The organism is Azospirillum rugosum (assembly GCF_017876155.1).
Taxonomy (GTDB): Bacteria; Pseudomonadota; Alphaproteobacteria; order Azospirillales; family Azospirillaceae; genus Azospirillum; species Azospirillum rugosum.
The window spans coordinates 290297-314580 of record NZ_JAGINP010000003.1 but is presented as its reverse complement, the minus strand read 5'-3'; the positions used below and the strand labels follow the sequence as shown (position 1 = coordinate 314580).

General features: G+C 69.8%; 22 protein-coding genes. 9 read left to right on the top strand and 13 right to left on the bottom strand.

The window, feature by feature from the left end; all coding sequences use genetic code 11:
- Positions 1-325: 325 nt before the first annotated feature.
- Positions 326-2023, bottom strand: a complete 1698-nt coding sequence (gene lldP / locus J2851_RS06260) for an L-lactate permease (protein ID WP_209765011.1) — start codon at positions 2021-2023, stop codon at positions 326-328.
- A 417-nt stretch (positions 2024-2440) separates the two neighbouring features.
- On the opposite strand from lldP, the gene J2851_RS06255 reads away from it, so the two are divergent.
- A complete protein-coding gene (locus J2851_RS06255; protein ID WP_246500444.1) occupies positions 2441-3202 on the top strand; it encodes an FCD domain-containing protein in 762 nt (253 codons plus the stop codon).
- A 135-nt stretch (positions 3203-3337) separates the two neighbouring features.
- Positions 3338-3523, top strand: a complete 186-nt coding sequence (locus J2851_RS06250; protein ID WP_209765008.1) for a twin-arginine translocase TatA/TatE family subunit — start codon at positions 3338-3340, stop codon at positions 3521-3523.
- Between the two features lie 151 nt (positions 3524-3674).
- On the opposite strand, the gene clpB is transcribed toward J2851_RS06250, so the two are convergent.
- Positions 3675-6341, bottom strand: a complete 2667-nt coding sequence (clpB, locus tag J2851_RS06245; RefSeq protein WP_209765006.1) for an ATP-dependent chaperone ClpB — start codon at positions 6339-6341, stop codon at positions 3675-3677.
- Between the two features lie 369 nt (positions 6342-6710).
- On the opposite strand from clpB, the gene J2851_RS06240 reads away from it, so the two are divergent.
- Entirely contained in the window at positions 6711-7223 is a 513-nt protein-coding gene (locus J2851_RS06240; protein ID WP_209765004.1) for a BLUF domain-containing protein, read from the top strand.
- Between the two features lie 133 nt (positions 7224-7356).
- Here the strand turns inward: J2851_RS06240 and J2851_RS06235 are convergent, their stop codons facing one another.
- Both J2851_RS06235 and J2851_RS06230 read right to left on the bottom strand, forming a co-directional pair.
- Positions 7357-8535 carry a pyridoxal phosphate-dependent aminotransferase gene (locus J2851_RS06235; protein ID WP_246500443.1) on the bottom strand — a complete coding sequence of 393 codons (1179 nt, stop codon included), beginning with the start codon at positions 8533-8535 and terminating at the stop codon, positions 7357-7359.
- Positions 8536-8567: 32 nt separating this feature from the next.
- Positions 8568-9488: an alpha/beta fold hydrolase gene (locus tag J2851_RS06230; protein ID WP_209765002.1), complete on the bottom strand. Its 921-nt coding sequence runs from the start codon at positions 9486-9488 to the stop codon at positions 8568-8570.
- 159 nt (positions 9489-9647) lie between these two features.
- On the opposite strand from J2851_RS06230, the gene J2851_RS06225 reads away from it, so the two are divergent.
- The gene (locus tag J2851_RS06225) at positions 9648-10025 is read left to right on the top strand and encodes a VOC family protein (protein ID WP_209765000.1); all 378 of its coding nucleotides are present in this window, start codon (positions 9648-9650) and stop codon (positions 10023-10025) included.
- A gap of 26 nt (positions 10026-10051) precedes the next feature.
- Here J2851_RS06225 and J2851_RS06220 read toward each other — a convergent pair whose 3' ends face one another.
- Positions 10052-10762: an MORN repeat-containing protein gene (locus J2851_RS06220; RefSeq protein WP_209764998.1), complete on the bottom strand. Its 711-nt coding sequence runs from the start codon at positions 10760-10762 to the stop codon at positions 10052-10054.
- A gap of 282 nt (positions 10763-11044) precedes the next feature.
- On the opposite strand from J2851_RS06220, the gene scpC reads away from it, so the two are divergent.
- Positions 11045-12553, top strand: a complete 1509-nt coding sequence (scpC, locus tag J2851_RS06215) for a succinyl-CoA:acetate CoA-transferase ScpC (RefSeq protein WP_209764997.1) — start codon at positions 11045-11047, stop codon at positions 12551-12553.
- Positions 12554-12710: 157 nt separating this feature from the next.
- Here scpC and J2851_RS06210 read toward each other — a convergent pair whose 3' ends face one another.
- Entirely contained in the window at positions 12711-12893 is a 183-nt protein-coding gene (locus J2851_RS06210; RefSeq protein ID WP_209764995.1) for a hypothetical protein, read from the bottom strand.
- A 202-nt stretch (positions 12894-13095) separates the two neighbouring features.
- Here J2851_RS06210 and J2851_RS06205 point away from each other — a divergent pair, with 202 nt between their 5' ends.
- The 4 genes from J2851_RS06205 to J2851_RS06190 are packed head-to-tail and all read left to right on the top strand — an operon-like array spanning position 13096 to position 16597.
- Entirely contained in the window at positions 13096-13881 is a 786-nt protein-coding gene (locus J2851_RS06205; RefSeq protein WP_209764994.1) for an SDR family oxidoreductase, read from the top strand.
- Between the two features lie 7 nt (positions 13882-13888).
- Entirely contained in the window at positions 13889-15478 is a 1590-nt protein-coding gene (locus tag J2851_RS06200; protein WP_209764993.1) for an alpha-amylase family glycosyl hydrolase, read from the top strand.
- A gap of 22 nt (positions 15479-15500) precedes the next feature.
- The gene (locus J2851_RS06195) at positions 15501-15794 is read left to right on the top strand and encodes a GNAT family N-acetyltransferase (RefSeq protein WP_209764992.1); all 294 of its coding nucleotides are present in this window, start codon (positions 15501-15503) and stop codon (positions 15792-15794) included.
- Positions 15791-16597: a DUF3108 domain-containing protein gene (locus J2851_RS06190; protein WP_209764991.1), complete on the top strand. Its 807-nt coding sequence runs from the start codon at positions 15791-15793 to the stop codon at positions 16595-16597. The genes J2851_RS06195 and J2851_RS06190 overlap by 4 nt, the downstream gene beginning before the upstream one ends.
- A 124-nt stretch (positions 16598-16721) precedes the next feature.
- Here the strand turns inward: J2851_RS06190 and J2851_RS06185 are convergent, their stop codons facing one another.
- From J2851_RS06185 to J2851_RS06155, 7 genes are all read right to left on the bottom strand, one after another.
- Positions 16722-17252: an RT0821/Lpp0805 family surface protein gene (locus tag J2851_RS06185; RefSeq protein WP_307419074.1), complete on the bottom strand. Its 531-nt coding sequence runs from the start codon at positions 17250-17252 to the stop codon at positions 16722-16724.
- Between the two features lie 94 nt (positions 17253-17346).
- Positions 17347-18105: an SDR family NAD(P)-dependent oxidoreductase gene (locus J2851_RS06180; protein WP_209764989.1), complete on the bottom strand. Its 759-nt coding sequence runs from the start codon at positions 18103-18105 to the stop codon at positions 17347-17349.
- A gap of 8 nt (positions 18106-18113) precedes the next feature.
- A complete protein-coding gene (locus J2851_RS06175) occupies positions 18114-18989 on the bottom strand; it encodes an SMP-30/gluconolactonase/LRE family protein (RefSeq protein WP_209764988.1) in 876 nt (291 codons plus the stop codon).
- The gene (gene xylB, locus J2851_RS06170; protein WP_209764986.1) at positions 18982-20457 is read right to left on the bottom strand and encodes a xylulokinase; all 1476 of its coding nucleotides are present in this window, start codon (positions 20455-20457) and stop codon (positions 18982-18984) included. Before xylB ends, J2851_RS06175 begins: the two co-directional genes overlap by 8 nt.
- A 171-nt stretch (positions 20458-20628) precedes the next feature.
- Positions 20629-21936, bottom strand: a complete 1308-nt coding sequence (gene xylA, locus J2851_RS06165; RefSeq protein ID WP_209764984.1) for a xylose isomerase — start codon at positions 21934-21936, stop codon at positions 20629-20631.
- An 11-nt stretch (positions 21937-21947) separates the two neighbouring features.
- Positions 21948-23123 (bottom strand): Gfo/Idh/MocA family protein, encoded by a 1176-nt coding sequence (locus J2851_RS06160; RefSeq protein WP_209764983.1) that lies wholly within the window; start codon positions 23121-23123, stop codon positions 21948-21950.
- Between the two features lie 11 nt (positions 23124-23134).
- A complete protein-coding gene (locus J2851_RS06155) occupies positions 23135-24190 on the bottom strand; it encodes a sugar phosphate isomerase/epimerase family protein (protein WP_209764982.1) in 1056 nt (351 codons plus the stop codon).
- Positions 24191-24284: the final 94 nt, after the last annotated feature.

Genomic DNA, 24284 nt, shown 5'->3' with positions numbered 1-24284 from the left:
GGCGTTCGTTCTTTCAGCCGCCGTTAGGACGGGCTTCTTCTGTGCCGCGGACTGTTTGTCGGATAATCGATTTACCCGAGCGCTGCAATGGGAAAATTAGTTGACCAAGCAGCGCATCGGGAATGGCAAAGCGCGTCGGGACCTTTTCACTGGGCCTGGAGCCCCTCTCCCTTGATGGGAGAGGGGTTGGGGTGAGGGTGGCGGCCGGCGCATGCCGGAAAGCAATTTTCTCCGCCCTCCCGGGCGTAATGACCCCTCATCCCAACCCTTCTCCCACAAGGGGAGAAGGGCTTCGCACCGTTGGGAAAGACGCTCCCGGACCGCCTTACGGGATCATCCAGGGCAGGATGTAGTTCTGGATCATCGTCATGACGCCGATGATCGCCACGAAGAACAGGCTGTGCTTCACGGTGAAGCGGAACAGCTCCGACTCCCGGCCGACCAGGCCGACCGCGGCGCAGGCCACGGCGATGGACTGCGGGGAGATCATCTTGCCGGTGACGCCGCCCGTCGTGTTGGCCGCGACCATCAGCACGTCCGACGCCCCGATCTGCTGCGCCGTGGTGGCCTGGAGGCCGCAGAACAGCGCGTTGCTCGACGTGTCGGACCCGGTCAGGAACACGCCCAGCCAGCCGAGGATCGGCGAGAAGAACGGGAACAGCGCGCCCGTGCCGGCCAGCAGAAGCGCCAGCGTGGAGGACAGGCCCGAGAAGTTGGCGATGAAGGCGAAGGCCAGCACCATGCCGATGGAGTAGATCGGGCGCTTCAGCTCGTTCAGCGTTTCGCCGAAGGTCTTCACGCCGTCGGCCGGGCTCATCCGCAGCATGATCATGGTGATGATCGCGGAGATCAGGATGGCCGTGCCGGTGGCCGACAGCAGGTCGAGCTTGTAGACGGCCTCGATCGGCTTCGGCGAGGCGACGATCGGGGCGGCCTTCAGCACCAGCTTGTCCAGCCCGGCCATCGGGAAGTACAGCACCGTGTCGGCCAGCGCGCCGCCCTTGGCGAACAGGGCCTTGAAGGGCTTCAGGCTCCAGATCGTGACGACCACGGTCAGGATCAGGAAGGGCATCCACGCCTTGACGATCTGGCCGGCGGTGTAGGTCGGCTGGATGCCGGCGTCACGCACCGCCATGGCGCCGACCGACTGCGGCACCGGGCCGATCGGGGCAGTGGCGAGCGGCGAGTGGGCGAAGCGGAAGACGGCCTTCGGCTTCCACAGCTTCAGGAAGACGGTGATGCTGACCAGGCTGACCAGCGCGGAGGTGATGTCCGGCAGCTCCGGCCCGATGAAGTTGGCGGTCAGGTACTGGGTGACGGCGAAGCTGCCGCCGGCGACCAGGATGGCCGGCCAGGTCTCGCGGATGCCCTTCCAGCCGTCCATGATCATGATGATCCAGAAGGGGACGAAGACCGAGAGCAGCGGCAGCTGGCGGCCGGCCATGGCGCCGATGCGGAAGGGGTCGAGGCCCGTCACCTGGCCGGCGACGATGATCGGAATGCCCATGGCGCCGAAGGCCACCGGGGCGGTGTTGGCGATCAGGCAGAGGCCGGCGGCGTAGAGCGGGTTGAAGCCCAGGCCGACCAGCAGCGCCGCGGTGATGGCGACCGGCGCGCCGAAGCCCGCAGCCCCTTCCAGGAAGGCGCCGAAGGAGAAGCCGACCATCAGCATCTGGAGCCGCTGGTCCTCGGTGATCGAGACGACCGACGAGCGGATGATCTCGAACTGGCCGGTCTTCACCGTGATCTTGTAGAGGAACACGGCCGCCACGATGATCCAGGCGATCGGCCACAGGCCGTACAGGAAACCGTAGACCGCCGACATCAACGCCATGCCGACCGGCATCTGGTAGAACAGGATCGCCACGGCCAAGGAAATCGCCACGGTGATCGTGCCGGCGACGTGCCCCTTCATGCGCAGGACGGTCAGCGCGATGAAGAAGAAGATGATTGGCAGCGCTGCGATCAGCGCCGAAATCCAGATGTTGCCTACGGGATCGTAGACTTGTGTCCAGGTCTGCATGTTTCCTTCCTATGCGCCATTCTCGGTACAGTGCTTTGGTGCGCGACCTTGTTGCTGACCCGTTCCCCGCCGCCTTTAGGGCGCGCGCCTCCGCCTTCCCTTCGCGGCACAATGGCCTGTGGCACACTGGCCCGTGGAAAGCTGTTTTTGTCAGGTCCGAGCGCGGTCAATTAATCTGACCAAAGATGGGCGGATGGATACATTGTGTTGCCCACGTTTGCAATGTGGAAAAATTCGTTTACCCAAGGGTCGCATTGGGAGTGCATTCTTGCCACCGGCAGACGGTCCTGACCCCTGGAAGCCGGGCCGGGGGTGGACGCGGCTAGAGCGCAGCGATATCTAATGGACGCGGTGAAGCGGGGAATCGGGGCGATGCAGGATCAGGGGCAGGGACAAGGCCAAGGGCACGGCCAGGGAATGATCAAGCCGGCGAAGCTGGCGGACGCCATCGCGGACCATCTGGAGACGCTGATCCGGGAGGGCGTCCTGCGCCCGGGCGAGAAGCTGCTGCCGGAGCGCGAACTGGCCCTGAAGCTGGACGTGTCGCGCCCGTCGCTGCGCGACGCGCTGGTCAAGCTGGAGGAGCGGGGGCTGCTGGTCACGGGCCGCAACGGCACGCACATCGCGCAGTTCCTGGCCCCGATCGCCGGGCCGCTGGCGGCACTCCTGCAATCGGACCCGGAGGCCACCTTCCATTACCTGGAGTTCCGCAACGCCATCGAGGCGGAGGCGGCGGGGCTGGCCGCGCAGCGGGCGACCGACCTGGACCGCGAGGCGATCCGCAGCCTGGCGGACCGCATGAAGTCCGCCCACGGCCAGGACGACCCGGCGGAGGAGGCGGACGTGGACGCGCAGCTCCACTTCGCCATCTACGAGGCGGCGCACAACCTCGTGATGCTGCACATCATGGGCGCCCTGTCGGACATGCTGCGCAACGACGTCTTCTACAACCGGGAGAGGCTGTACACGCGTTCCGGCGTGCGGGAGCTTCTGCTGGCCCAGCATCTGGCGGTCGCCGAGGCGGTGCTGGCCGGCGACGCGGAGGCCGCGCGGGCGGCGGCCTCCGCGCATGTGTCCTTCACCATCCAGACCCTGCACGAAATCCGCGATGACGACGCCCGGCGCGAGGCGTCCCTGCGCCGCATCGGCCGTGGCGACCTGATCGACAGCGAGTCCTGACGGGGCGGTCTGGTCCGCGGCCACCTCTTTTTATCGGGCACGTCGTGGTTGCCTAGGGAAGCGCCGGACGGTTAGTGTGGTCCTCAAACGGGTTTCGACTTTCGGCCCCGCGTATTTGGTCCATCGGAGACGGTTATGGGTAGCTTCAGCGTCATGCACTGGGTGGTCGTTCTGCTGATCGTCCTGCTCCTGTTCGGAGCGGGCAAGCTGCCGAACGTGATGGGCGACCTTGCGAAGGGCGTGAAGGCCTTCAAGTCCGGCATGAAGGACGAAGAGAACGCCGAGGCGGCGAAGCAGGGTGAGCCGAAGTCGCTGACGTAATTCTGCTGAAAAAGAAGGGGGCCGAGCGCCAAGCGCTGGGCCCCCCTCCCGACCTCCCCCCATCTTCGACGGGGGGAGGAGATAATCCCCTCCCCCGTCGAAGATGGGGGAGGGTTAGGGTGGGGGCCCAACGCGACCCCCAAACCCCACCTTAGTGCACCGCCGCACTCCGGCCGCCGGTTCCGCTCAGGGCGAAGCCCAGTTGCGGGCGTTCCGGGGCCTTGAAGCCGGTGGCGCGGTCCTCCTCGACGGGCGAGCCGTCCAGGGCCAAACGGCCGTCCAGCACCGACAAGTGCAGGGTGGCGCGCTCGCCCACCTCGCCGTCCAGGACGCGCTCGGCGATCGGGTCCTCCACCAGATTCTGCACCGCGCGCTTCAGCGGACGGGCCCCGAAGGCCGGATCCCAGCCGAGGTCGCCCAGGCGCCGCCGGGCCGCGTCGTCGGCGGTCAGCGACAGGCCGCGTTCCGCCAGACGCTCGTTCACGCGGGCCAGCTGGATGTCCACGATGTGGGCCATCTGCTCGCGCCCCAGCCGGCGGAAGATCAGGACGTCGTCCAGCCGGTTCAGGAACTCCGGCCGGAAGGCGCGGCGCACCGCGTCCATCACCTCCACCCGCGCGCCCTCCAGGCTGTCGTCTTCGCCGAGCGCGGTCAGAGCCTCCGCCCCCAGGTTGGACGTCATGATCAGGATCGCGTGGCGGAAGTCCGCCGTGCGGCCCTGCCCGTCGGTCAGCCGCCCGTCGTCGAGCGCCTGCAACAGGACGTTCAGCACGTCCGGGTGCGCCTTCTCGACCTCGTCCAGCAGGACGACCTGATAAGGCCGGCGCCGGATCTTCTCGGCCAGAGTGCCGCCGTCGTCATAGCCGACGTAGCCCGGGGGCGAGCCGATCATGCGGGCGACGGAGTGCTTCTCCATGTACTCCGACATGTCGACGCGGGTGACCGCGTTCTCGTCGTCGAACAGGAAGGCGGCCAGGGACTTGGCCAGCTCCGTCTTGCCGACGCCGGTCGGGCCGAGGAACAGGAAGGAGCCGGTCGGCCGGTTCGGGTCCTTCAACCCGGCCCGCGCCCGGCGCACCGCCTTGGACACGGCGCGCACCGCCTCCGCCTGGCCGACGACGCGCTCGGCGAGCCGATCCTCCATGCCCTTCAGCCGCTGCCGCTCGCCTTCCAGCATGCGGTCGACCGGGATTCCGGTCCAGCGGGTGACCACCGCGCCGATGTCCTTCGCCGTGACCTCCTCGCGCTCCGTGTTGGCGCGGGATTCGGCCTCGGCCAGGCGCTTCTCCAGGTCGGGGATGACGCCGTAGGCCAGTTCGCCGGCCTTCGCCCAGTTGCCCTCGCGCTGGGCCTGCTCCAGCTTGGTGCGGGCCTGGTCAAGCTCCTCCTTCAGCTGGCGTCCCGCGGTGCGGCGGGACTGGCCGGCGCGCCACTCCGCCTCCATGGCGGTCAGCTTGGCCTCGTCCACCGCCAGCTCGGCCTCCAGCTTGTGCAGGCGGTCCTGCGAGGCGGCGTCGGGCTCGGCCTTCAGGGCCTCGCGCTCGATCTTCAGCTGGGCGACGCGGCGGCCGACGGCGTCCAGCGCCTCCGGCTTGCTGTCGATCGCCATGCGCAGGCGGCTCGCCGCCTCGTCCACGAGGTCGATGGCCTTGTCGGGCAGGCGGCGGTCGGCGATGTAGCGGGCCGACAGCTGCACCGCCGCGACCACCGCCGCGTCGGCGATGCGCACGCCGTGGTGCACCTCGTACTTGCCCTTGATGCCGCGCAGGATCGACACGGCGTCCTCATCCGACGGCTCGTCCACGTTCACCGGCTGGAAGCGGCGGGCGAGTGCCGCGTCCTTTTCGATGTACTTGCGGTACTCGTCCGGCGTGGTGGCGCCGACGCAGCGCAGCTCGCCACGCGCCAGCGCGGGCTTCAGCATGTTGGCGGCGTCCATGGCGCCGTCGGTGCGGCCGGCGCCGATCAGCGAGTGCAGCTCGTCGATGAAGAGGATGATGCGGCCGGCCGCCTGCTGGACTTCCGCCAGCACGGCCTTCAGGCGCTCCTCGAACTCACCGCGGAACTTGGCGCCGGCCAGCAGAGCGGTGAGGTCGAGCGCCAGCACGCGCCGGTCCTTCAGCCCCTCCGGCACATCGCCGGAGGCCAGCCGCTGGGCCAGACCCTCCACCACGGCGGTCTTGCCGACGCCGGGCTCGCCGATCAGCACGGGGTTGTTCTTGGTGCGCCGGGCCAGCACCTGGATGGTGCGCCGGATCTCGTCGTCGCGGCCGATGACCGGGTCCAGGCGGCCCTGGCGGGCCTCCTCCGTCAGGTCGCGGGCGTATTTGGCGAGCGCCTCGCCCAGCTGCTCGTCCTCCTGGGTGTCGGCGGGGCGGGTCTTGCGCAGGGTCTCCACGCTCTGCACCAGGACCGACGGATCGACGCCGGCGCGGGTGAACAGGGCGTGCATCGGGCCGCTCTGCCCGGCCAGCGACTCCAGCAGCCGCTCCGGCGTGACGAACTTGTCGCCGGCGCCGCGCGCCGCTTCGACGGCGCCCTGCAGCACGCCGGCCAGTTCCGGGGACATGTAGATCGGATGCGGGCCTTCGCCGTTGGCGCGCGGCTGGCGCGCCAGGGTTTCCTCGGCGGCGGTCTTCAGAAGGTCGGGGTCGCCGCCGGCATCGCGCACCAGCTTCGCGGGCACGCCGTTGGCGTCTTCGACCAGCGCCTTCACGAGATGTTCGGGGATCAGCTGTTGGTGGCGTCCGGCGAGAGCCGCCAGTTGCGCGGCCTGAATGACGCCGCGCGCACGGTCGGTGAACAGACCGAAGTCCATCAGGCACTCCGTTATGGTTCCCGCCCAATCAAGAGGCGCGGGAAGGCGATGTCGGTGACCCGCACCATGCGCGGTCGTCGGTCGCCTCGAAAAAGCAGATGGGCAAGGGGGGTGTCCTGGTCAAGGTTGCCCCCGGGGTGGCGGGGGCTGCGCTGGATGGACGGCGGATCTGCGCAGAACGCGGGGAGTCGGGACTGGAAATCGCGGGCGGGCGCAGCGGGCGGCGCAGTGGTATGACCGCGCGCAAGCGCCGCAGGGGGTTTTGATCGCATTATGATAAAATGCATTCAAATGTTCCCGGAGTGCGGGCTCCCCCGCAACCCGGTTCGCCTGAAGCGCGGTGCCGCGCTCTGCGAGAGGGCCCTGTCGATGTTGACGATTGTTTACCGCAGCGAAGCGTCCCACCCCATGGCGCCGGCCGAACTGGCCGAATTGTGCCTGGTGAGCGCCCGCAAGAACCGAGCCCTGGGCATCACCGGGTTCCTGCTGCACCAGGATGGCCTGTTCCTCCAGGTGCTGGAGGGGGAGCGCCGTATCCTCGAACCGCTGTTCGACCGCATCCGCCACGACGACCGGCACCGGAACGTGGAGGTGCTGCTGCACGAGGACAGCACGACCAAGCCGAACTTCGCCTTCTGGTCCATGAACCTGGGTCCGCTCGACGACGAGGATTTCCACGCCCGCGTGCTGCGCGGCGTAACGACGAAGGAGGAGTTCGCGGCGAAGACCCACGACCCGGACTTCGCCCTGGACATCCTGATGCGCGCCTACATGGAGGCCTGCGTGATGTCCGACGTGGACCCGGCCGCCCACGACCTGACCTGCGGCGCCATCCCCGCCTGGATCCTGCCGACCTACATGGGCGGGCAGGCCGAGGCGTGAGAAGGAAAGGATTTTCACCACAAAGACACAAAGGACACAAAGAAGCGTTGGCTGGCGGAAGGGCGTTCGGAAACGGCGACACCCTCTTTGTGAAATTCTTTGTGCCTTTGTGTTTTTGTGGTGAATCCTTTTACTAAGCGACGCTTTCCAAACCCGTCACGAACCGCGCGATGCGGCGGCAGGCCTCGGCCAGTTGCTCCTCGCTGACGGCGAAGGACAGGCGGACGCAGGATGCGGCGGCCGGGCCGAAGGCGCCGGCGTCGAGGACGGACACGCCGGTCTCGCGGAACAGGCGCCAGGCGAACTCCATGGTCGGCAGGCCGGTGCCGCTGACGTCCACCAGCATGAACATGCCCGCTTCCGGCTTCAGGCAGCGCAGGGCGGGGACGCCCTGGAGGCTTTCCAGCGCGATGTCGCGGCGGCGGCGGTAGCCCTCGCGCATCGCGGCGACGGCGGGGCCGCCCTGCTCCACCGCGACCAGCGCCGCCTGCTGGATGAAGCCCGGCATGCCGTAGAGCATGCAGAGCGCCAGCGTCGCCATGTGGCTGACCAGATCGGCGGGGGCGACCACCCAGCCGGCGCGCCAGCCGGTCATGGCGTGCGACTTGGACAGGCTGTTGATGGTCACCGTGCGCTCCGCCATGCCCGGCAGGGTGGCGATGCTGATGTGCTCCCGGTCGAAGGTCAGGCTGGCGTAGACCTCGTCGGCGACGACCCACAGGTCGTGGCGGCGGGCGAGGTCGGCCACGGCCTCCAGCTCCGCGCGCGACATGACGATGCCGGTCGGGTTGGCCGGGGTGGCGAGGAAGATCGCCTTGGTGCGCGGCGTCACGGCGGCGGCCAGCGCCGCCGGGTCGAGGCGGAGCGTCGCGGGGTCGGCGGCCACCGGGACCAGCGTGGCGCCGGCGGCGCGGATGCAGGCCTCATAAGTCAGGTACATGGGCTCCGGCACCAGCACCTCGTCGCCGGCCTCGACCAGGCACTGGGCGGCGTTGAACAGGCCGTTCTGCGCGCCGGCGCAGACGATGACGTTCTCCGCCGCGACGTCCATGCCCGTGCGCTGCGCGTGGTCGCGGGCGAGTGCGGCGCGCAGCTCCGGCCGGCCGGCGATGGGGGTGTAGTGGGTGTCGCCGGCGTGCAGGGCGGCGATGGCGGCGTCGCGCACCGGCTCCGGCGTGTCGAAGTCGGGGTCGCCGACGCTCAGCACGATCACGTCCTCGCCGCGCGCCTTGGCGGTCCAGGCCGCGAAATGGATGTCCCAGGCCGCCACGCGGTCGCCGCGGATGCGGTCCGTCAGGGAAGAAAAGCGCATCTTCGGAAATTCCCCCGCCTCTTGTCGTTCTTTCACGCCTCGCGCCGGCCCCCGGACAGGAAGGCGGTGAGGTCGCGGTTCACCCGCGCCGCCTCCTCATGCTGCACCCAGTGGCTGGCCTTCTCCATATGCACCACCCGGGCGTCGTCGCACAACGCGGCGGCGGCCTCCGCCAGGCCTTGTTCGAGGAAGCGGTCGCGGTCCCCCCACAGGATCAGGGTCGGCGCGCGGACGCGCGCGTTCGGCGGGCGGAGGCCGCGGCGCAGCGCGCGGTACCAGTTCACCATGGCGGTCAGGGCGCCCGGCCGGCCCCAGGCCTCGCGGTAGCAGGCGAGGTCGTCGGCGTCGAAGGTGCCGGGCCGGCTGGTGCCGAGAAGGGCGCGCTCCGCCATCCGGAAGCCATGGGCGGCCATCATCCGTTCGGGCAAGCGGGGAAGCTGGAAGGCCAGCACATACCAACTGCGCGCCGCTTGCGTGGGATGGCGCAGCGCGTAGGGCCGGACGGTCGCGGGGTGCGGCGCGTTCAGGATGACCAGACGCGCGACTCGATCCAACCTCACCAGCGCCACCCACCAGGCGACGATCCCGCCCCAGTCGTGGCCGACCACGGAGAAGGTCCGGCACCCCGCCCAATCGGCCAGAGCCAGCACGTCGGCCGCCAGCCGGTCGGTGGTGTAGGAGTCGATGCCCGGCGGCTTGTCGCTCATGCCGTAGCCGCGCTGGTCGGGCACCAGCACGCGGAAGCCGGCGGCGGCCAGCGCGCCGACCTGCCGGCGCCAGCCGTACCAGAATTCCGGGAATCCGTGCAGCAGGATCACCAGAGGCCCGTCGGCCGGCCCTGCGTCGATGACGTGCAGGCGCACGCCCGGTTCCACCTCCACCATGCCGCCGCGCAGGCCGCCCCGGTCGCACCGCTCCGGCTGGGGTGCGGCCTCCTGCTCCGTGTTCGCCATTCCTGTCCGCCGCTCTTGTCCGTTTTTATCAAGAGCGAGACACATCGGGCGGCGAAGCCCCCCGGCAACTGCACCAATGGCCGCAAACCGGGGGTTGCGCGGGCCCAAGACCCTGGCCCAGCATGGCGGAACAACGTCCGAAGCCGGGAGGATCCATTCTTGATCACGCGCATCGATCACTTTGTGCTGACCGTCGCCTCCATCGACCGCACCTGCGACTTCTACCAGCGGGTGCTGGGCATGGGGGTCGTCACCTTCGGCGCCGGACGCAAGGCGCTGACCTTCGGTGGCCAGAAGATCAACCTGCACGAGGTGGGCAAGGAGTTCGAGCCCAAGGCGCGGCGCCCGACGGCCGGCTCCGGCGACTTCTGCCTGATCACCGAGACGCCGCTGGAGGAGGTTGTCGCCCACATCACCGCGCAGGGTGTGGCGATCGAGGAAGGGCCGGTCCCGCGCACCGGCGCCACGGGGCCGATCCGCTCCGTCTATGTCCGCGATCCGGACGGCAATCTGGTCGAGGTCAGCAACTGCGTCTGAGGCGGCTTTGTTGGGCGCCGGCCCGCTCAGTAGGGATCGGTGCGTGGCACCGGCGGCGATTCGTTCAGCCAGTCCTCCAGCCGTTGTGCCTGCGGGGTGCGCTCCGGTTCGGGAGGTGGAGAGACCTTCGGTTCGGGCCCCTTCGGTTCGGGCGGCGGCACCGCGGCGGACTGGGGTGGGCTTTCCAGCGGGCGCCCGGCGCGGACGGTCCCCCGCGCGTCGATCAGCGGCTGGAACCGCCGGCCGTCGGCGGCCACGAAGGTGCCCGTCCCGCTGGGCCGGTTGCGGGTGAAGGTGCCGACGTAGCGGCTGCCGTCCGGGTAGGTCAGCGTGCCGGAGCCGGTGCGGCGGTCGTCGCGCCATTCGCCCCGGTACTCCCGCCCGTCCGGCCAGACGAAGGTCCCCTGGCCGTTGGCCAGCCCGCGTTCAAAGCTGCCGTCGAGGCGGCGGCCGTCCCGCCACGCCACGCGGGCGCGTCCTTCCAGCCGGCCGTCGACGAGGGTGCCCTCGACCTGCCCGTCGGCGCGGCGGTCGTAGGACCAGGACAGCACGCCGGGGCCGTTCGCCCAGCCGTTCCGGCAGGCGCCCGACCAGCGGACGGTCTTGCGCCGGTCCGGATACTGGTCCCAGACCTGGCAGCCGGAACCCTGAACCGTGACGGCCTGCTCGGCTTGCGCGGGAAACGGCGTCAAGACCGCGAGGCACAGCAGCGCGTGCACGGCCGGCAAGGTGCGCATGGCGGTGGTCCCTCACTCATTGGGTTGGGGCGTTCGGCGGCCCGGGTTAGTACGTGGGTGGTGGCTCCCCTCCAACCGCACCCATTGGATTGGGTTCCCGGCCGGGCTGGGTTCCCGGCCGCCGCGCCCTATGTCGTGGTCACGCCGGCACGCATGCTCATTAGGCTGGCCTGATATGCCCGACCGGCATTTGCAGCGCTGCGAGGCCAAGTCCTATGACTGATTTCAACAAGTAAGAGCGAACCGCCACCATAAGCGCCCGAGAATTTGCAAAGGAAACCAATGTACCGCGACCGTATTCGCCTGAAGTCCCTGTGGGGCAAGGTGGTTTCTCCGGAAGAAGCCGCCTTGCTGATCCGCGACGGCATGACCATCGGGATGAGCGGCTTCACCCGCGCCGGCGATGCCAAGGCCGTTCCATTGGCGCTGGCCGAGCGCGCCGCGACGGAGCGGCTGAAGGTCACGCTGATGACCGGCGCCTCGCTGGGCAACGACGTGGACAAGATCCTGACGGAGGCCGGGGTGCTGGCCCGCCGCCTGCCGTTCCAGGCCGACCCGGTGCTGCGCAAGGCGATCAACCGCGGCGAGGTGATGTTCGTCGACCAGCACCTGTCGGAGACGGTGGAGCTTTTGCGCTCCCGCCAGATGGGGCCGGTCGACGTCGCGGTCATCGAGGCCTGCGCGATCACGGAGACGGGCGGCATCGTCCCGACCACCTCCATCGGCAACTCCGCGACCTTCGCCATCCTGGCGGAGAAGATCATCATCGAGCTGAACCTGACCCAGCCGCTCGACCTGGAGGGGATGCACGACGTCTACATCCCGACGCGCCGCCCCTTCCGCGAGCCGATCCCGGTGGTGACGGCGGAGAGCCGCGCGGGCCTGCCCTACATCCCCATCGACCCGTCGAAGATCGCGGCCATCGTGGTGACGCGCAAGCAGGACAGCAGCGCGACCATCCTGCCGCCCGACGACGAGACGCGCGGCATCGCCGGCCACCTGATCGAGTTCCTGGACCGCGAGGTGCGGCAGGGCCGGCTCGGCCGCTCGCTGAACCCGCTCCAGGCCGGCATCGGCACCATCGCCAACGCCGTGCTGCACGGGCTGATCGACGGGCCGTTCCACGACCTGACCATGTACAGCGAGGTGTTGCAGGACAGCACCTTCGACCTGTTCGACGCCGGCAAGCTGAACTTCGCGTCCGGATCGTCGATCACGCTGAGCGCCGGCAAGTATGCCGAGGTCCTGCCGAAGATCGGCACCTACAAGGGCCGGCTGCTGCTGCGCCCGCAGGAGATCTCCAACCATCCGGAGGTGATCCGGCGGCTGGGCGTGATCGGCATCAACACGGCGCTGGAGTGCGACATCTACGGCAACGTGAATTCCACCCACGTCAACGGCACGCAGATGATGAACGGGATCGGCGGCTCCGGCGACTTCGCGCGCAACAGCCACCTCGCCGTCTTCGTCACCAAGTCGCTGGCGAAGGACGGGGCGATCTCCAGCATCGTGCCGATGGTCACCCACACCGACCACAACGAGCACGACGTGGACGTGATCGTGACCGAGGTCGGGCTGGCCGACCTGCGCGGCCTCGCCCCGCGGGAACGGGCGGAGACGATCATCCGCAATTGCGTCCACCCCAGCTACCGCGAACTGGCGATGGACTATCACCGCCGCGCGCTCCAGCGCGGGGGCCACACGCCGCATTTGCTGGAGGAGGCTTTCTCCTGGCACCTGCGGTATCAGGCGACGGGCAGCATGCAGCCGCGGGCCAAGGCGGCGGAGTGAGGTAACGGGGAAGTATTGCCCCCACCCTAACCCTCCCCCGCTTCGCAGGGGAGGGAACTCCGCAGGCGCTGCAAATAGGCCCTCCCCTGCGAAGCGGGGGAGGGAGGGAGGGACCCGCGCAGCGGGAGGGTGGGGGCAACGTCGGGTGGTTAGGTTCTCACCCCCGTCCCGCGTGCTGTTCCACATACAGGATCAGCGCCGGATAGTAATGGCGGTGTGAAGCGCTCTCCGTCTCGCAGTAAAGGCGAGCGGAGCCGCTTTCGATCCACGCGTCAAGGTCGCCGTCGGCGCGCTTTTGCGCGACGATGCGGTCGATCTTGTCCAGGATCTTGTGGATCACGTCCAATCCCCTCTTCATGTTGATTGCCGGCGGTGCCGGTGATGTCCTGGGACTATGGACCACCGGCTGCTGTCGTGTTGCGCGTTGTCGGCATGCCTGCTTGCTGCGACGCACAAAGCCGATGCACCGGTGCCGCCGGGAACCCTCTCCGCGCCCGCCGGTTGGCTCTGCTGTCCCAGCGCAGCAGCGGAGCAGCATCACCATGGAATTGAACGGAAAGGTCGCGCTGGTCACCGGCGCCGGGTCGGGGATCGGGAAGGCCGCGGCGGTCCTGTTCGCCCGCGCCGGGGCGAGCGTTGGCGTCCTCAGCCGCACCGACGACGAGATCCGCAAGACGGCGGAGGAGATCACGCAAGCCGGCGGCAAGGCCATCCCGCTGGTCGCCGACGTCGCCGACGACGCGGCGGTGAAGCGGGCGGTGGAGCGGCTGGCGCAGGAATACGGGCGGCTCGACATCGTCTTCGCCAACGCCGGCATCAACGGCGTCTGGGCCCCCATCGACGAGCTGACGCCGGAGGAGTGGGACCGCACCATCAACACCAACCTGCGCGGCACCTACCTGACGCTGCACCACGCGGTGCCGCACCTGAAGAAGGCCGGCGGCGGGTCGATCCTGGTCACCGCCTCCATCAACGGGACGCGGGTGTTCAGCAACGCCGGGGCCACCGCCTATTCCTGCACCAAGGCGGCGCAGGTGGCGATGGTGAAGATGCTGGCGCTGGAACTGGCCAAGCACCGCATCCGCGTCAACGCGATCTGCCCGGGCATGATCGACACGGCTATCCAGGACAACACCCAGTCCCGCAACACGGAAAAGGCCGAGGAGCCCGCGGAGTACCCGAAGGGTGAGGTGCCGCTGACCGGCGGCAAAGCGGGCAGCAGCGATGACGTGGCGGAGCTGGCGCTGTTCCTGGCGTCCGACCGGTCGAAGCACATCACCGGCACGCCCGTCTGGATCGACGGCGCTGAATCCCTGCTGATCGGCTGAGAATCGGATGGTAGACGGGTTTGCGTGGTGGCAGAGCGGGGTGGTCTATCAGGTCTACCCGCGCTCCTTCCAGGATTCGAACGGCGACGGGGTGGGCGACCTGCCGGGCCTGCTGGCGCGGCTGGACCATCTGGTGACGCTCGGCGTGGACGCGGTGTGGATCTCGCCGATCTACCCGTCGCCGATGGCCGACTTCGGTTACGACGTGGAAGACTACACCGGCGTCCACCCGCTGTTCGGGACGATGGAGGACTTCGACCGGCTGGTCGCGGCGGCGCACGGGCGCGGGCTGAAGGTGATCCTGGACTATGTGCCGAACCACAGCTCCGACCGGCACCCGTGGTTCGTGGAAAGCCGATCCTCCCGCGATAATCCGAAGCGCGACTGGTACGTCTGGCGCGACCCGTCGCCGGATGGCGGCTCGCCCAGCAACTGGCTGTCGGAGTTCGGCGGCAGCGCCTGGGAATGGGACGCGGCGACCGGGCAATACTACTACCACGCCTATTTGAAGGAGCAGCCGGACCTGAACTGGCGCAACCCGGAGGTCCGGGCGGCCATGCTGGACGTGCTGCGCTTCTGGCTCGACCGCGGCGTGGACGGGTTCCGCGTGGACGCCATCCACCATCTGATCGAGGACGAACAGCTCCGCGACAACCCGCCGAATCCCGGCTGGCGCGAGGGCATGTCGCCGACCCGGCGCGTCATCCGCGTCCACACCATGGACCAGCCGGAGGTGCACGACGCCATCGCCGCCATGCGCCGCGTGGTGGATTCTTACCCCGGCGACCGGCTGCTGATCGGAGAGGCGTACCTGCCCATCGACCAGCTGATGGCCTATTACGGGACCGATCTGTCGGGCTTCCAGCTGCCCTTCAACTTCCACCTGCTGTCCACCCCGTGGGAGGCCAAGCCCCTGGCCGCCCTGATCGACCAGTATGAGGCGGCGCTTCCGTCCGGCGGCTGGCCCAACTGGGTGCTGGGCAACCACGACCGCTCCCGCGTGGCGAGCCGGCTGGGCAAGGCCCAGGCGCGGGTGGCGGCCATGCTGCTGCTGACCTTGCGCGGCACGCCGACGCTCTACCAGGGCGACGAGATCGGCATGACCGATGTGCCGATCCCGCCGCACCTTGTGCAGGATCCCTGGGAAAAGAACGTGCCCGGCCTGGGGCTCGGCCGCGATCCGGTGCGCACGCCCATGCCCTGGGACGGCGGCCCGAACGGCGGCTTCACCAGCGGGGAGCCCTGGCTTCCGCTGGGGCCGGATGCGGCGCGGGTGAACGTCGCCGCACAGGCGACCGATCCGGGATCCAAGCTGGCGCTCCACAAGGCGCTGCTGGCGCTGCGGCGGGCGGAGCCGGCGCTGTCGGTCGGAAGCTACCGCCGCGTCTCGGCCGCGGACGACGTGCTGGTCTATGAGCGGGCGCACGGCGGGCGCCGGCTGTGGGTGCTGCTGAACCTGGGGCGGGAGCTTCGGACGGTGGACGCCCCGGCGGAGGGTGCCCATATCCGGATATCGACCCACCTCGATCGGGACGGGGAGCCGGTGGCGGGCAGCGTCCGCCTGCGGCCCAACGAAGGGGTGGTGATCGGGCAATAATGAAGGGGGCAGAGACAGCGACATGAGCGCGGACGTGAAGAACAACGCGGCCAGGAACCGCTACGAGCTGAAGGTCGGCGACGCGACGGCCATCGCGCAGTACGAGCCCGGCGAGGGCCGGATCACCTTCACCCACACCGAGGTGCCGGAAAGCCTCTCCGGCCAGGGCGTCGGGTCGGCGCTGGCCCGCGGCGCGCTGGACGACGCGCGGGCGCGCGGGCTTCGCGTGGTCCCGGTCTGCACCTTCATCGCCGGCTATCTGAAGCGCCATCCCGAATACCAGGACATCGTCGACCCGCCCCCGCCGGCCTCATGACGCGTCTGCGGGGGCTGGGGGTCGGCCTCGCGCTCCTGCCGCTGCTGTCGGCGGGGGCTGGAGCGGAGGCGGGGGCCGCGACGCTGGAGATGGAGTTCGCCGCCTACACCGGCGGCGTCTCGCTGGCCCGCGGCAGCGTCGTGCTGGACGAGACGGCCGGCGGGCGCTACCACGCGCGGCTGCTGGCGGAGGCCAGCCCGTGGCTCAGCCTGTTCACCAACTTCCGCTACAGCGCCGAATCCCAGGGTTCGCTGGGGGCCGGATCGGTGCGCCCCGACCGGTTCCGCGGCGAACGCCGGCTGCGGAAGAAGAACGACATCATGGCGCTGGCCTTCCGGCCCGACGACGTGGAGGTGCGGGCGGAGCCGCCGCTCAGCGCCGACAAGGCCGCCCGCGTCCCGGCGGAAAGCCGCCGCGGCAGCGTCGACCCGCTCAGCGTCGGGGCGGCGGTCATCCTGTCGGCCAGCCGCGCCGGCGGCTGCGGCGGAACCTACCCGGTGTTCGACGGGCGCCGCCGCTACGACGTGATCATGATGCTGAAGGGGCGGCAGGAGCTTCCGCGCTCCAGCTACCGCATCGCGTCGGGCACGGCGGAGGTGTGCGCGGTGACGATCCGCCCGGTCGCCGGCTTCCAGACCGACCGCGACCCGTCCAAGTTCTTCGCCGACGGCCAGGACCGCCACGCGACCGTCTGGTTCGGCCGCAACGCGTCGGGCGGGCGCGTCGTGCCTGTGACGGTGGAGGTCCCGACCGACAGCGCGACCGTGCTGGTGCAGACGGTGGCGGTGAAGGAAGGCGGGTAGGGACGTGTGGGCACCGCGCCCCCTCCCTAACCCTCCCCCGCTGCGCGGGAGAGGGGACTGCCGCCGCCTTCCCCGAAGTCCCCTCCACCGCGAAGCGGGGGAGGGTTAGGGAGGGGGCAAAAACTTACCGTTGCGCCACCAGCTTCCACTGGCCGTCCTCGCCGCGGCAGGCGGTGCCGTTGGCGGTTTCCTGGCGGCCGTCGATGAAGACCTTGTGCTGGAACTCCTTGCACTCGCGCCCCTGCTGGTCGTGGCCGGCGCGGATCGGGGTGATGGTGCCGCGGGTGGTCGCGGAGTCCGGGCTGTTCCAGCGGATGGTCTGGCCGACCGGCGCATCCAGCGCGCGCGATTCCGCGGTCTGCACCGCGTCGCGGGAGCCGGGGCTCAGTTGATCCATCAGGTAGCCGCCCGCGAAATAGCCGAGCAGGCCGCCGGCGCCGATCGCCAGCAGGTTGCCGGTGCCCTTGCCGATCTGCGAGCCGACCAGCGCGCCCACGGCCGCCCCGCCGAGCTTGCCCAGCAGGTCGTTGTCGATGCCGAAGGTCTGGTTCTGGTCGTTCTGGCTGGGGAAGCCGAAATTGCCCTGCGCCAGGACCGGGGCGGACAGCAGGGACAGGCCGAGACAAACGACCGTTGCGATGCGAACCCGAGACACGGCGACTACTCCTTTTGCGCGGTGAGGGCCGCATCTCATCACCGTGGCCAAGCTGCCGGTTGGGGCAAAATGGCGACAAGCGGAGGCGTCGCCGTTACACCCAGCCGCCGTCAACGATGAAGCTCTGGCTCGTGCACATGGCGCTGTCGTCGGCGGCCAGGAACAGCACCATGCGGGCGATGTCGTCGGGCTCCAGCAGGCGTTTCAGGCACTGGTGGTCGAGGATGGTGCGCTTGTCGTCCTCGGTGATCCACAGCCGCAGCTGCCGTTCGGTCATGACGGCGCCGGGCATCACGCAATTGACCCGGACGTTCGAGGGGCCGAGGTCGCGGGCGAGGCTGCGCGTCAGGCCGAGCACGGCGGATTTTGCGGCGCTGTAGGCCGCCATGCCGCCCTGGCCGATCACCCAGCTGATGGAGCCCAGGTTGACGATCGACCCGCCACCGGCCGCCTGCATCGCCGGAGCCACGGCCTGCGCCGCGAAGAACTGGTGCCGCAGGTTCACCGCCATGCGGTCGTCCCAATAGTCGGGCGTCACGTCCTGCCAGGGGTGGCGGTCGTCGCTGGCCGCGTTGTTCACCAGGACATGGAACGGGCCGAGAGCGTCCGCGGCCTGCTGGATGGAGGCGCGCAGGGCGGCGATGTCGCGCAGGTCGCAGGGGAGGAACAGGGGCGTGGCATCGCCGAGCTGTTCCACAAGGGCGCGCGAGGGCTCCTCCGCGATGTCCAGGAAGGCGACGCGGCTGCCCTGGGCGCAGAAGCGCTCGACGATGGCGGCCCCGATGCCGGTTCCGCCGCCGGTGACCAGAACGGCCCGGTCCTTCAGGCTGGGGTAGCGCGCATTGCTGTCCATGGTCGGGATCACCCCGCGAAGAAGGGTTCGGGAAGGCCCGGCACGTCGACCTCAACGGCGAAGAGGGATCCGGCCTGCGGGTCGTCCGTCTGGCCGTCGGCGGCCGTGGTGATGTAGAGCGTGGTCAGGTCCGGCCCGCCGAAGGCGGGGCAGGTGGTGTTCGGCGTCGGCACGGTGACGACGGTGTCCACCGTGCCGTCCGGCGCGTAGCGCACCACGCGCCCGCCGCCGTATTCGGCGTTCCAGAGATAGCCTTGGGAATCGACCACGGAGCCGTCCGGGTGGCCGGGGCCGGGCGGCAGCCGGTGGAAGTCGCGCCGTGCGCCCAGCGCGCCGGTGGCGGGGTCGTAGTCGTAGGCGCGGATCACCCGCTCCGGCGTGTCGGTCATGTAGAGGGTGCGGCCGTCGGGGCTGAAACACAGGCTGTTGGCGATGGCGACGTCCGGAATCAGGCGGTGCAGGCTGCGGTCGGCGTCGAGGCGCCAGACGGAGGCGATCGGGCGCTGCGGGTCGCCCTCGTCCAGCCCGCCGACGAGGAAGCGGCCCTGCCGGTCGCAGCGGCCGTCGTTGGCGCGGGTCGTCGGGAGGTCCGGCTCGAAGGCGCAGATCGTCTCGACCCGGCCGCTGTCGGGGTCGAAGACGGCGAGGCTGCGGGCGAAGCCGGCCAGCAGCGTGCCGTCGCGGCGCAGCGCCATGCAGGCGAGGCGGTCGGGCAGGTCCCAATAGTGGCTGGTGCCGCGGGCGGGCTCGAACGCCCACAGGCGTCGGCCGTGGATGTCGGTCCAGAACAGCGTCTGGCGCGGCTCCGACCAGACCGGGCCCTCGCCCAGGATGTTCCGGCATGATACGACCGGCCGTGCGTCAAGGCGCCTTGGTTCAGGCATCGTTTGAGTCCCGGAATGTGTCCTTCAGGTCGCCGTAGAGGCGGCGGAACAGACGGTGGCGTCGGGACATGGCCTCGGCAAGGGCCGGGTCGGGATCGATGCCGGCGCGAACAGGCAGGGGACGGCACACCGTCTCCGGATCCTCGCCGGTCTCGGCCAGCCGGGCGAGGCGGGCGGCGCCGAAGGCCGGGCCGACCTCCGCCCCCGCGGGGTAGTCGAGCGGGCGGTCCAGCGCGCTCGCCAGGATGCGGCCCCACAGCGCGCTGCGGGCGCCGCCGCCGATGACCAGCAGCCGGCCGACGCTGGTCCCGGCCTCCTCCAGCGCGTCCAGCCCGTCGCGGAGCGCGAAGGCCACCCCCTCCAGCACCGCGCGGGCGAGCGCGCCGCGACTGGTGTCGTGGGTCAGGCCGAAGACCACGCCCTTGGCGGCGGGGTCGTTGTGCGGCGTGCGCTCCCCCGACAGGTAGGGCAGGAAGACAAGGGAACCGATGTCGGGCGGGTGGTCCTCCGCCTCGCGCAGCAGGGTGGCCTCGTCGGCGCAGCCGGTCAGGCGGGCGGCGAAGGTCAGGCTGGCGGCGGCGCTGAGGATCACCGACATCTGGTGCCAGCGGCCGGGCAGGGCGTGGCAGAAGGCGTGGACGCCGCGCTCCGGGTTCGGGGCGAAGCGGTCGCCGCTGACGAACAGCACGCCCGACGTGCCGAGCGACAGGAAGGCCGTGCCCGGCGCCACCACCCCGACCCCGACCGCCCCCGCCGCGTTGTCCCCGGCCCCGGCCGCGACGAGAGTGCCGGGCGGCACGCCCCAGGCCGCGGCGATGTCGGGGCGAAGGGTGCCGGTGGGCTGCGAGCCCTCGAAAAGGCGCGGCATGTGGGATTCGCTGAGGCCGGTCGCCTCCAGCATGGCGGGCGACCAGGCGCGGGCGCCGACGTCGAGCCACAACGTGCCGGCGGAATCGGAGAGGTCGGAGGCGTGGTCGCCGGTCATGCGCAGGCGCAGATAGTCCTTCGGCAGCAGCACCTTGGCGGTGGCGGCGAAGACGTCCGGTTCGTGCGCGGCGACCCACAGCAGCTTGGGCGCCGTGAAGCCGGGCATGGCGCGGTTGCCGGTGACGGCGCGCAGGCTGGGGGCACGCCGTTCCAGCTCCGCGCATTCGGCGCCGCTGCGCCCGTCATTCCACAGAATGGCGGGGCGGAGCACGCGGTCGTTGCGGTCAAGCAGGGTTGCCCCGTGCATCTGCCCGGACAGGCCGATGGCGCGGACGGCGGCCATGGCCTGGGGGTGCGCGGATTTGAGGTCGGCGATGGCGCTGATAGTGGCGGTCCACCAGTCCTCCGGGTCCTGCTCCGACCACAGGGGGTGGGGGCGGTGGACCTCCAGCGGGGCGGTGGCCTGGGCGATCAGGGCTTGGGAGTCGTCGATGAGGACGGCCTTCACGCCGGAGGTGCCGAGGTCGATGCCGAGATGCATGGGGGGACTCCGGGGAAGGGGGTGTGGGGAGTGGTTGCGCTGGGCCCCCCTCCTAACCTCCCCCCATCTTCGACGGGGGGAGGGACTTGGTCGCGGAGTGGCGGCAGTCCCCTCCCCCGTCGAAGATGGGGGAGGGTTAGGGTGGGGGCCCGACGCTTGGCGCCCGTGCCATCACACCACCCGGTTCACCAGGTTCTCCAGCATCTCCTGCCGGCCGGACCGTGGCTTCGGGTCCATCGCCAGCCCGGCGTCAGCCGCGGACGCGAGGTCCATCCCTCCCATCAAGTCCCGGCCGAGCGGGCCGGTCCAGCCGGCGTAGCGGTCCTCCACGAAGCGGCGCAGCCGGCCGTCCTTGACCAGCTTTTCGGCCGACAGCAGGGCGCGGGCCAGCGTGTCGATGCCGCCGACGTGGGCGTGCAGCAGGTCGTCGGGCTCGACGCTCTGGCGGCGGATCTTGGCGTCGAAGTTGAAGCCGCCGGTGGTGAAGCCGCCGGCCTCCAGGATGCGGGCCAGGGGCAGGGCGAGGTCGTTGGCGTCGTTGGGAAACTGGTCGGTGTCCCAGCCGTTCTGCGGGTCGCCGCGGTTGATGTCGATGGAGCCGAAGATGCCCAGCGCCAGGGCGGTCGCCACCTCATGCTCGAAGCTGTGGCCGGCGAGCGTGGCGTGGTTGACCTCGATGTTCACGCGGACCTCGTCCTCCAGCCCGTAGCGCTTCAGGAAGCCGTAGACGGTCGCCACGTCGTGGTCATACTGGTGCTTGGTCGGCTCCATGGGCTTCGGCTCGATCAGGATCATGCCGGGGAAGCCGATGCGGTGCTTGTGCTCCACCACCATCGTCAGGAAGCGGCCGAGCTGGTCCAGTTCGCGCGTCAGGTCGGTGTTCAGCAGCGTGTCGTAGCCCTCGCGCCCGCCCCACAGCACGTAGTTGACGCCGCCCAGCCGGTGCGTCGCCTCCAGCGCGTCGCGGACCTGGGTGGCCGCGCAGGCGAACACCTCCGGGTCCGGATTGGTGGCGGCCCCGGCCATGTAGCGGGGGTGGGAGAACAGGTTGGCCGTGCCCCACAGAAGCTTGATCCCGGTCCGCTCCATGTGCGCCTGCGCCGCCTCGGTCATGCGGGCGAAGGCGGCCTGGGTTTCCCGCAAGCTGCCCAGTTCCGGCGCGATGTCGCGGTCGTGGAAGGTGTAGAAGGGGACGCCAAGGGTTTCGAACAGTTCGAAGGCGGCGGCCATCTTCTGCTCCGCCATCGCCACCGGGTCGCCGGGCTGCATCCAGGGGCGGTCGATGGTTCCGGATCCGAACGGATCGGTGCCGGGCCAGCAGAAGCTGTGCCAATAGCAGACGGCGATGCGCAGTTGGTCGGCCATGCGCTTGCCCAGGACCATGCGGTCGGGGTCGTACCAGCGGTAGGCCAGCGGGTTGTCGCTGTCTGGCCCTTCGTAACGGACCCGGTCCGTTCCGGTGAAGTAACGGTCGGCCATAATCGGTCCTTTCAGAGAGTGACCCAGGCCGCGTCCCTGCGGCTGGACTCGACGGCGGCGTGGATGAAGCGCACGCCCCGCACGCCGTCCCGGACGGTGGGAACGAGGCGCGCCTGCGGATCCGGCTCCCCCCAGCCCAGCCGTTCGCCGATCAGGTCGGCGGTGTCGCGGTAGAGCTGGGCGAAGCCCTCCAGATAGCCTTCGGGGTGGCCGGGCGGGATGCGCGTGGCGTGGGCGGCGGCGGGGTTGGAGCCGGCGCCGCCGCGGGTGATGGTGCGCGGCGGCTCCCCGAAGGGGCTGTGGCGCAGGTGGTTCGGCTGCTCCTGGAACCACTCCAGCCCGCCCTTGTCGCCGTAGACGCGCAGGCGCAGGCCGTTCTCGTGGCCGGGCGCGACCTGGCTCGCCCACAGCATGCCGCGGGCGCCGTTGTCGTAGCGCAGCATCATGTGGGCGTTGTCGTCCAGGCGCCGGCCGTCCACGAAGGTGCTCAGGTCGGCGGCGAGGCCGGTGCAGCGCAGGCCGGTGACGAACTCCGCCAGCTGGAAGGCGTGGGTGCCGATGTCGCCGACGCAGCCGGCGATGCCGCTCCGCGCCGGGTCGGTGCGCCACGCCGCCTGTTTCTGGCCGGTTTCCTCCAGCGGGGTGGTCAGCCAGTCCTGCGGGTATTCCACTTGGACGACGCGGATGCGGCCAAGCTCCCCCGCTTCCACCATGGCGCGGGCCTGCCGGACCATGGGATAGCCGGTGTAGTTGTGGGTCAGCGCGAAGACGAGGCCGGTGCGCTCGACGGTGGCGGCGAGATCCTCGGCGTCCTCCACCGTCGTGGTCATCGGCTTGTCGCAGATGACGTGGATGCCGGCCTCCAGGAAGGCTTTGGCGGCGGGGTGGTGCAGGTGGTTGGGCGTGACGATGGCGACCGCGTCGATGCGGTCCTCGCGGGCCGCTTCGGCCGCCGCCATTTCCTGGAAGCTGGCGTAGCAGCGGTCGGGAGCGAGGAACAGGTCGGTGCCGCTGGCCCGCGCCCGTTCGGGGTCGGACGACAGGGCGCCGGCCACCAGCTCGTACCGGTCGTCCAGTCGGGCGGCGATGCGGTGCACCGCGCCGATGAAGGCGCCTTGCCCGCCGCCGACCATGCCGAGGCGCAGGCGTCGGCGCGGTGTGGAGCCTGATGTGCCTTCAATGGTCATGTCATTTCCCCTCAGCCGATGCCGAGCATGCGGCGGTTGGCCTCCAGGTCGGTCCCGGTGCCGGCGAAATCGTCGAAGGCCTTTTCGGTGGTGCGGATGATGTGCGCCTCGATGAAGCGCGCTCCCTCGGCCGCGCCCTGTTCCGGGTGCTTCATGCAGCATTCCCACTCCAGCACCGCCCAGCCGTCGAAGCCGTACTGGGTCAGCTTGGAGAAGATGCCGCCGAAATCGACCTGCCCGTCGCCCAGCGAGCGGAAGCGGCCCGCGCGGTCGATCCAGGGCTGGTAGCCGGAATAGACGCCCTGGCGCGGCGACGGGTTGAACTCCGCGTCCTTGACGTGGAACATCCGAATGCGCGGGTGGTAGACGTCGATGAAGCCCAGATAGTCGAGCTGCTGAAGCACGAAGTGGCTGGGATCGTAGAGGATGTTGCAGCGCGGGTGGTTGCCGACGCGCTCCAGGAACATCTCGAAGGTCGCGCCGTCGAACAGGTCCTCGCCGGGGTGGATTTCATAGCAGACGTCCACGCCGACCTTGTCGAAGGCGTCCAGGATTGGGCGCCAGCGTTTGGCCAGCTCGTCGAAGGCGGTCTCGATCAGCCCGGCCGGGCGCTGCGGCCACGGGTAGATGTAGGGCCAGGCGAGAGCGCCGGAGAAGGTGACGTGCGCGGTCAGGCCAAGGTTGGCCGAGGCCTTCGCCGCCAGCATCAGCTGGTTCACCGCCCATTCCTGGCGCGCCTTCGGGTTGCCACGCACCTCCGGCGCCGCGAAGCCGTCGAAGGCCTCGTCGTAGGCCGGGTGTACGGCGACGAGCTGGCCCTGGAGATGTGTGGACAGCTCGGTGACCTGCACGCCGGCGTCGGCCAGCACGCCCTTCACCTCGTCGCAGTAGGTTTTGCTCTCGGCCGCCTTGGCGAGGTCGAACAGGCGCCCGTCCCAGGACGGGATCTGCACGCCCTTGAAGCCCAGCCCGGCAGCCCAGCGGCCGATCTCGGACAGGCTGTTGAAGGGGGCTTGGTCGCCGGCGAACTGGGCCAGGAAGATCGCCGGGCCTTTGATGGTTTTCATGGTGGTCCTCCCTTGTTCTTGTCCCCTCTCCCCTCTGGGGAGAGGGTTAGGGTGAGGGGGTTGAGCTTTTGCCGGACATACCGAAAAGCAGGAC

Coding starts and splice junctions, on each gene's coding strand:
- lldP (WP_209765011.1), bottom strand. CDS start 2,023: ATGCAGACCTGGACACAAGTCTACGATCCCGTAGGCAACATCTGGATT.
- J2851_RS06255 (WP_246500444.1), top strand. CDS start 2,441: ATGATCAAGCCGGCGAAGCTGGCGGACGCCATCGCGGACCATCTGGAG.
- J2851_RS06250 (WP_209765008.1), top strand. CDS start 3,338: ATGGGTAGCTTCAGCGTCATGCACTGGGTGGTCGTTCTGCTGATCGTC.
- clpB (WP_209765006.1), bottom strand. CDS start 6,341: ATGGACTTCGGTCTGTTCACCGACCGTGCGCGCGGCGTCATTCAGGCC.
- J2851_RS06240 (WP_209765004.1), top strand. CDS start 6,711: ATGTTGACGATTGTTTACCGCAGCGAAGCGTCCCACCCCATGGCGCCG.
- J2851_RS06235 (WP_246500443.1), bottom strand. CDS start 8,535: ATGCGCTTTTCTTCCCTGACGGACCGCATCCGCGGCGACCGCGTGGCG.
- J2851_RS06230 (WP_209765002.1), bottom strand. CDS start 9,488: ATGGCGAACACGGAGCAGGAGGCCGCACCCCAGCCGGAGCGGTGCGAC.
- J2851_RS06220 (WP_209764998.1), bottom strand. CDS start 10,762: ATGCGCACCTTGCCGGCCGTGCACGCGCTGCTGTGCCTCGCGGTCTTG.
- scpC (WP_209764997.1), top strand. CDS start 11,045: ATGTACCGCGACCGTATTCGCCTGAAGTCCCTGTGGGGCAAGGTGGTT.
- J2851_RS06205 (WP_209764994.1), top strand. CDS start 13,096: ATGGAATTGAACGGAAAGGTCGCGCTGGTCACCGGCGCCGGGTCGGGG.
- J2851_RS06200 (WP_209764993.1), top strand. CDS start 13,889: ATGGTAGACGGGTTTGCGTGGTGGCAGAGCGGGGTGGTCTATCAGGTC.
- J2851_RS06195 (WP_209764992.1), top strand. CDS start 15,501: ATGAGCGCGGACGTGAAGAACAACGCGGCCAGGAACCGCTACGAGCTG.
- J2851_RS06190 (WP_209764991.1), top strand. CDS start 15,791: ATGACGCGTCTGCGGGGGCTGGGGGTCGGCCTCGCGCTCCTGCCGCTG.
- J2851_RS06180 (WP_209764989.1), bottom strand. CDS start 18,105: ATGGACAGCAATGCGCGCTACCCCAGCCTGAAGGACCGGGCCGTTCTG.
- J2851_RS06175 (WP_209764988.1), bottom strand. CDS start 18,989: ATGCCTGAACCAAGGCGCCTTGACGCACGGCCGGTCGTATCATGCCGG.
- xylB (WP_209764986.1), bottom strand. CDS start 20,457: ATGCATCTCGGCATCGACCTCGGCACCTCCGGCGTGAAGGCCGTCCTC.
- xylA (WP_209764984.1), bottom strand. CDS start 21,936: ATGGCCGACCGTTACTTCACCGGAACGGACCGGGTCCGTTACGAAGGG.
- J2851_RS06160 (WP_209764983.1), bottom strand. CDS start 23,123: ATGACCATTGAAGGCACATCAGGCTCCACACCGCGCCGACGCCTGCGC.
- J2851_RS06155 (WP_209764982.1), bottom strand. CDS start 24,190: ATGAAAACCATCAAAGGCCCGGCGATCTTCCTGGCCCAGTTCGCCGGC.